The organism is Devosia sp., from assembly GCF_034675085.1.
GTDB lineage: Bacteria > Pseudomonadota > Alphaproteobacteria > Rhizobiales > Devosiaceae > Devosia.
This window is the reverse complement of sequence record NZ_JAUCDN010000181.1, coordinates 1-6,885: the sequence shown is the minus strand read 5'-3', so window position 1 is coordinate 6,885 and position 6,885 is coordinate 1. Positions and strand designations below refer to the sequence as shown.

General features: G+C 64.6%; 8 protein-coding genes and 1 pseudogene. 4 read left to right on the top strand and 5 right to left on the bottom strand.

The genetic code is table 11. The features are described from left to right. Positions 1–58: 58 nt before the first annotated feature. The 4 genes from VDP82_RS11915 to VDP82_RS11900 form a co-directional block, all read right to left on the bottom strand. A complete protein-coding gene (locus VDP82_RS11915; protein WP_416347109.1) occupies positions 59–736 on the bottom strand; it encodes a nucleoside deaminase in 678 nt (225 codons plus the stop codon). Positions 737–777: 41 nt separating this feature from the next. Further along, on the bottom strand, positions 778–1,530 hold the full coding sequence (locus VDP82_RS11910) for an META domain-containing protein (RefSeq protein WP_323015065.1): 753 nt from the start codon (positions 1,528–1,530) through the stop codon (positions 778–780). A gap of 68 nt (positions 1,531–1,598) precedes the next feature. Next, entirely contained in the window at positions 1,599–2,087 is a 489-nt protein-coding gene (locus VDP82_RS11905) for an ureidoglycolate lyase (protein WP_323015064.1), read from the bottom strand. Next, the gene (locus tag VDP82_RS11900) at positions 2,084–2,908 is read right to left on the bottom strand and encodes a bifunctional allantoicase/(S)-ureidoglycine aminohydrolase (RefSeq protein WP_323015063.1); all 825 of its coding nucleotides are present in this window, start codon (positions 2,906–2,908) and stop codon (positions 2,084–2,086) included. Before VDP82_RS11900 ends, VDP82_RS11905 begins: the two co-directional genes overlap by 4 nt. A 146-nt stretch (positions 2,909–3,054) precedes the next feature. Between VDP82_RS11900 and VDP82_RS11895 the strand changes: the two genes are divergently transcribed. After that, the gene (locus tag VDP82_RS11895) at positions 3,055–3,177 is read left to right on the top strand and encodes a hypothetical protein (protein WP_323015062.1); all 123 of its coding nucleotides are present in this window, start codon (positions 3,055–3,057) and stop codon (positions 3,175–3,177) included. Positions 3,178–3,185: 8 nt separating this feature from the next. Here the strand turns inward: VDP82_RS11895 and puuE are convergent, their stop codons facing one another. Next, positions 3,186–4,604, bottom strand: a complete 1,419-nt coding sequence (puuE, locus tag VDP82_RS11890; RefSeq protein ID WP_323015061.1) for an allantoinase PuuE — start codon at positions 4,602–4,604, stop codon at positions 3,186–3,188. A gap of 155 nt (positions 4,605–4,759) precedes the next feature. Between puuE and uraH the strand changes: the two genes are divergently transcribed. From uraH to VDP82_RS11875, 3 genes and pseudogenes are all read left to right on the top strand, one after another. Next, complete coding sequence (gene uraH, locus VDP82_RS11885; protein ID WP_323015060.1) at positions 4,760–5,113, top strand: hydroxyisourate hydrolase; 354 nt, start codon at positions 4,760–4,762, stop codon at positions 5,111–5,113. A 2-nt stretch (positions 5,114–5,115) separates the two neighbouring features. Then, a complete protein-coding gene (xdhA, locus tag VDP82_RS11880; RefSeq protein ID WP_323015059.1) occupies positions 5,116–6,576 on the top strand; it encodes a xanthine dehydrogenase small subunit in 1,461 nt (486 codons plus the stop codon). Then, positions 6,576–6,885 (top strand): annotated as a pseudogene (locus VDP82_RS11875) (xanthine dehydrogenase molybdopterin binding subunit); the annotation flags it as partial. The gene xdhA and the pseudogene VDP82_RS11875, both read left to right, overlap by 1 nt.

The following is a 6,885-nucleotide window of genomic DNA, read 5'->3' as shown; positions in this document are numbered from 1 at the left end:
CCTTTGTTTTATCGCGTTTCCGAACCGCAAAACCGTTTCCACTTTTGCTGGAAACACTCTAGGCGAGCGGAATGCCCTTCTTGCCCTTGTCGCGCTGATAAAGGGCGGACAGGTCGGCATAAAGCCCGGTCAAATCGTCGATGCGCGCCGTCAGCGCCTCGCGCGCGGTGCGGTCGAGCCCGGCGATCATGCCCATGATGTCGTGGCTGGTCCAATAGGCATTGGTGCGGTTGTAGAGCGGCCTGTCGGGCGCGGCTGCGGGCCGGTCCGGATCGGGCACGGCATAAACCGATTTCAGGATCTGGATGTCATAGGGAATGGCGAAGCTGTCGCGGCTGTCCTGGTGGCTGAAGAGGAAATAGAAATTGTCGAAGCCCGACCAGGTGATGCCCGAAAGGCAGAGCGAACAGGGCTCGTGCGTGCACAGGAACAGGCAGTCCTTCGGGTCGGGGCGCTGATCGGCCGGGATCTCGAAAAAGCGCTTGATAGCGTGTATTTCGCCGTGCCAAAGCGGGTTTTCCACCTCGTTATTGGTTTCGGCCACCACCACCGACAGGTCGGATTTGCGCAGGATGGCGGCGCCGAAGAGCTTGTTGCCATGGGCAACGCCGCGGCGCGTCACCGGTGCGACCTCCTGTTCGATCACGTCGAGCAGGCGGGAAATGAGGCTGGCGGTATCGATGTCGGCCACGATGACGGCTCCGGTTGCAAACCCGCCAAGCCTAGAGCATTTCATCTGTGGGTTGAAACGGAGAATTGCCCGGCATTCCGGCGCGCTCAGGGCGCCCTTTCGAGTTCCACCAGAATTGTGCCGGCGCTGTCGAGCAGATGCAGGCTCTTTTCGGTGCGCTTGAAATCGGCGGTTTTGGCCAGGGCGTCGTAATAGCGGCCCTCCTGTTCCATCAACGCCTCGCTACAGGCCATCAGCGTGCCCGCCACCGGGCCGAAGGAGAGGGGGCTGTCCTCGAAGCGCGTCTCGGCGAAATAGCTGTTGCAGCCGCCGCGCCCGCCCGCGCCATTGTCGGCCATGATTTGCAGCGTGACCTTGCTTTGCGCCAGCACCGGCGTGCCGCCGATGGCGGTCACCACCCATTGGGTGTCGGCCAGCGGGTTAGCCGGAGCGACCGGGCCGGGACGCGGGCCGGCGGCGCGATTGACGATGATGAGGCCGGCGTCTGGATTGGCGGGATCGACAGCGACGGGGCGCGGGCTGGCGAACAGTACCCGCCCGCCGCTGAGGATTTCGGCGCGCAGCCCATAGCTGCCGCCCGCCCCGATTGTGGAGCTGCGCACATCAAGGGTGAAGGAGAGGGGCACCTGGCCGCCGGCGGTGGGCTGGCCGGTGGCGCTGACCACCACGCCCTCGCCGGGCAGGCGCAGCAATGTCATGCGCAGCCGTGCATCGGGGGGCAGGGCGATGCGCTCGCGGTAGGTCACCTCGCCGGTGAAGGTGACGCTGTCGGCGGCGGTGGCGACGCCGAAAAGACTGAACAGGGTAAAAGCAAGGCTGGCGAGAAAGCGAATGGGCATGGGACCGTCCTTTCCCAGGCAAGAATGCCGCAGAAAGCCGAAGTTTGCCAGGGGTTTGCGCGAAAGCGTCAGGTTCCGACCGTCCAGGGCGTCTCGAAGACGTGCTCTTCGAGGTTGTTGCCGTCTCCGCCCCGGTCGACCACCAGGAAATCGGCTGGTGCTTCCAGCGGGGTCAGCACGCCATGCCAGACATTCATGGCGATGTTGACGCCCTGGCCCGGCGCGGGGCGGAAGGCGCGCGGGCGCACCGGCCGGCCCGCCTGGTCCTCGGCGACGATGACCAGCCATTGCGCCGCCCCCAGAGGATAGAAGGCCTGGCTGCCCAGGGGATGGCGTTCGACCATCTCCAGCCGCAGCGGCAGCGCATAGGGCTGGCCCCGGAAAATGGAGATGAGCGGGCGCGGATGCACCCCCCCAAGTTCCACCCGCGCCAGGTCGTGGTAGCGCTCGGTCATGCCCTTGTTGATGGGATAATGATGGGCGCCTTCCAGTTCGATGACCTGGCCGAAGGGCGCGAAGGCGGCGGCGGTGAGCGGCTCGATGGCGAGCGTATTCACCGGCCCAGCCCCAGCGGCATATGACGGTTCACATCCTTGTAGAGCAGATAGCGGAAGCGCTCGGGCCCGGCATAGCAGGCCTGTGGGCAGAAGGCGCGCAGCCACATGAAGTCGCCCGGCTCGACCTCCACCCAGTCGCGGTTGAGCCGATAGACCGCCTTGCCGGTGAGCACGTAGAGCCCATGCTCCATGACATGGGTTTCCTCGAAGGGAATGACCGCGCCCGGCTCCAGGGTGACGATATTGACGTGCATGTCGTGGCGCAGATCGTCGGGCTCGACGAAGCGGGTGGTGCCCCAGCGCTCGTTGGTGCCGGCCATCCAGTTGATCGGCAGCGCTTTTTCATTGGTGACGAAGGCAGTGGGCGCCGCAATGCCCTCGGCGGGCTGGTAGCGCTTGCGCACCCAATGGAAGCGCGCCGGCTCGGTGCCCTTGTTGAACAGCGTCCAGGTGCAGCCGGGGGGCAGGAAGGCATAGCCGCCCTCGGCCAGCGCATGAACCTTGCCTTCCAGGGTCAGTTCGGCCTCGCCGCCCACCATGAACAGCACGCCCTCGGCTTCGGCATTGGGCTCGGGCCGGGCGCTGCCACCGCCGGGGCTCACCTCCATGATATATTGGGAGAAGGTCTCGGCGAAGCCGGTCATCGGCCGGGCGATCACCCAGAGCCGCGTCTTGTCCCAATGGGGCAGGGCGGAAGCGACGATGTCGCGCATTACGCCATGAGGAATGAGCGCATAGGCCTCGGTGAAGACGGCGCGGCCGGTATGGAGCGTCATCTGCGCGGGCAGGCCGGCGGGCGGAAAGGCGTAGGTCTGGGCCATTGGCGGGCAAGTCCGGTTTGGTTTGGACAAAGACTAATGCGGCTTGGCGGCGGGGGGAAGCCAGGAGGGCGCGCCCGAAAGAAACGCTTCGTCAAGGTTACTCAATCTTCAAACATTTCTGTCATCCTGCTTGGATGAGTAAGTTGTTGATGAGTATCGGCGCGCCATCGGGCAATTGGGTGAGGCATAACCTGCCCTGGCTGACCCTGCTGGCCATGGCCATGGGCCTGACGCGCGACGAAGACATTGCGGGCGGCCAGCGCGACTGATCTGAGCGCTAGCCCAAGATCGCGTTCAGCCGCAATTGGGCGATCCGCTCCACCTGGGCGCAGGCGGCGGCGAATTCTTCCCTCGCGTCATTGGCGATGCGCGTCTCGAAGGCGGCGAGAATGGACGCCTTGGTGTTGTCGCGCACGGCGATGATGAAGGGAAAGCCGAATTTTTCCACATAGGCGGCGTTCAGTTCCGTGAAGCGCGCGCGCTCGGCATCGGTGAGGGCGTCGAGCCCGGCCGAGGCCTGTTCGGCAGTGGATTCGGCGGTGAGGCGCCTGGCGGCAGCGAGCTTGCCGGCCAGATCCGGGTGGGCGCGCAAGACGCCCAGACGTTCCGTCTCGCTGGCCATGCGGAACTGGCAGAGTAGCGCGAAGCCCAGTCCCAGCGCGCTGTCGCTGGCCGGACCCATCTCGGCCTCCCAGGCGCGCTCGGCGATCCAGGGAGAATGCTCATAGATGGAGCCGAAGCGGGCGACGAACGTCTCCCGGTCCAGTTGCGAGGGGATGATTTCGGGGGCCTTGTAGGGATGCTCGCGGGCCCAGTGCTCGGCGATCTCGATGCGGGTGGGCACCCAGACCTTTTCGAAGCCCTTGATGTAGTCGATGAATTTTTTGAGGCCCTGATAGCGGCCGGGCTGGCCGACAAGCCGGCAATGCAGCCCGATCGACATCATCTTCGGGCTGCCCGCCTGCCCCTCGGCATAAAGGCAATCGAAGCTATCCTTGAGGAAGGTGAAATATTCCTCACCGGTGTCGAAGCCGGGCGCGGTGACGAAACGCATGTCATTGGCCGATAGCGTATAGGGGATGACCAGTTGCGGGCGGCCCTCATGCACCCGCCAATAAGGCAAATCGTCGTCATAGGTGTCCGAGACATAGGCGAAGGCGCCGGTTTCCGAGACCAGATCGAGGGTATTGAGGCTGGAGCGCCCGGTATACCAGCCCTTGGGCGGGGCGCCGGTGGCGATGGTATGGAGGCGGATGGCCTCGGCGATCTGGGCGCGCTCCTCTTCGGGGGGCATATCCTTGTGCTGCACCCATTTCAGGCCATGGGAGGCGATTTCCCAACCCGCCTGCTGCATGGCGGCCAGCTGCGCCGGGGCGCGCATCAAGGCGGTTGCGACGCCATAGATGGTCAGCTTCAGGCCGGCACCGGTGAACAGGCGATGCAGCCGCCAGAAGCCGGCGCGCGCGCCATATTCATACATGGATTCGACATTGGCGTGGCGCTGGCCCGGCCAGGGCTGGCTGCCCAGCACATCGACGAGAAAGGCCTCGGAGGCCGCATCGCCATGCAGGATGCAGTTTTCTCCGCCCTCTTCGTAATTGAGCACGAACTGCACCGCGACATGGGCGCCGCCCGGCCAGTTGGCTTTGGGCGGGTTGGCGCCGTAACCATGCATGTCGCGGGGATAGCGGTTCATCTTCGGCCCTCGTTTTTCCGGAACGGCGTTATTCTAGCGCCAGCTTTGATTGTCACCAAACCGACAAAAATGGACCAGTTGGTAAAAAATTGGCATTGCGCAACGCCGCCGATACGATAATCTATTCTACGGGGAGACAGATAGGGAGCAGCAGAATGGCGGGTGGACGTCTGACCACGCATGTTCTGGACACGACGCATGGCCAGCCGGCGCGGGGCATGCGGCTGGAGCTGCTGTTCGTGCATGGGGACCATACCCACCATATCGCCGACAGCTATACCAATGAGGATGGGCGCGTCGACCAGCCCTTGCTGGACGAAGAGCAGTTCCAGCATGGCGAATTCGAAATTCATTTCCATGTCGGGCAATATTTCGAGCGGCTGGGGCTGGAGATCGAAACACCGTTCCTGGACGTGGTGCCGATCCGCTTCACCATTTCCGAGGACAGGCATTATCACGTGCCGCTCCTGGTCAGCCCCTTCGGCTACTCCACCTATAGGGGGAGTTGACCATGACCGGCACCGCTATCCGCTTTATTCTCAATGACGAGGATATCAGCCTCACCGATGTGGCGCCTGACGCCACCCTGCTCGACTGGCTGCGGCTGGAAAAGCGCCTGCGCGGCTCCAAGGAGGGCTGCGCCGAGGGCGATTGCGGGGCGTGCAGCGTACTGGTGGGCCGGCTTCTCGGGGACGAGCTGATTTATGAATCGGTCACCGGCTGCATCCGTTTTCTCGGCAGCCTTCACGGCACCCATGTCGTCACCATCGAGCATTTGCAGGGCGAGGACGGTGCGCTGCATCCGGTGCAGCAGGCCATGGTGGACCAGCATGGCAGCCAATGCGGCTTCTGCACGCCGGGCTTCGTGATGAGCCTTTACGCGCTGTGGATGCGCCAGCCCGATCCGGGCCGCGCCGACATCGAAAAGGCCCTACAGGGCAATCTCTGCCGCTGCACCGGCTATGCGCCCATCATCCGCGCCGGCGAGGCCATCTCGCGTTATGGCGAGGCGGGCGCCGATCCGTTGCAGGCCGAGCGCGAGGCCATTGCCGCGCGCCTGCGCGGACTGATGGCGGGCGGGCGGGTCGAATTGGGCGAGGGCGAGAACCGCATCATCGTGCCGGCCTCGCTGGACGATTTCGCCGCGGTGCTGGAGGCCAATCCCGGCGCGCGCATCGTTGCCGGTTCCACCGATGTGGGGCTGTGGGTCACCAAGTTCATGCGTCGCATCGGGCCGGTGGTGTTTATCGGCCACTTAGGCGAGTTGCAGCATATCGAGGCGGGGCCGGAGGGCCTGCGCATCGGCGCCGGCGTCACCTATAGCCAGGCCGGGACGGCAATCGGTGCCGCGTTCCCGCCGCTGCGCGAATTGTGGAAGCGCATTGCCGGCGAGCAGGTGCGCAATATGGGCACCATCGGGGGCAATATCGCCAATGGCTCGCCCATCGGCGATACGCCGCCGCCCTTCATCGTGCTGGGCGCGCGGCTGACCCTGCGCAAGGGCGCGGCGCGGCGCGAAATCGCGCTTGAGGATTATTTCATCGACTATGGCAAGCAGGACCGCCAGCCGGGCGAGTTCGTGGAGAGCCTGTTCGTGCCGGCGCTGTCTTCGGATGAGCATTTTGCCGTCTACAAGCTCTCCAAGCGGCGCGACGAGGATATTTCGGCCCTTTTGGGCGCGTTCCGCGTTAAGCTCGATGAGAATGGGCGGGTGGCGCAATTGCGCATCGCCTTTGGCGGCATGGCGGCGACGCCCAAGCGGGCCAAAACCGTCGAGGCCGCGCTTATTGGCCAGCCCTGGACCGAAGCCGGCATCGAGGCGGCCCTGGCCAGCTTTGCCAGCGACTACCAGCCCATTTCGGATATGCGGGCCAGCGCCGATTACCGGCTGCTGACGGCGCAGAACCTGCTGCGGCGCTTCTATCTGGAAACCACCGGACAGGGGCAGCGGCTGAGCCGGGAGGTCGCCTGATGAACAAGCACGAAGCCCCGATTCCCCTGTCGAGCCTGCACCGGCCGACGCGGCATGACAGCGGCCCCAAGCATGTGACGGGAACGGCCGAATATATCGACGATATGATCGAGCCCATGGGCACCATGCATGCCTATCTGGCGCTGTCGGCCCGGGCCCATGCGCGCATCACCGGCCTGGACCTTTCGGCGGTGGCGGCGGCGCCGGGCGTTGTCGGCGTGCTCACCAATGCCGATAGTCCCGGAGTCAACGATATCAGCTCGGCCCATGTGCATGACGAGCCGCTTTTCGCCGATGGCACGGTGCAAT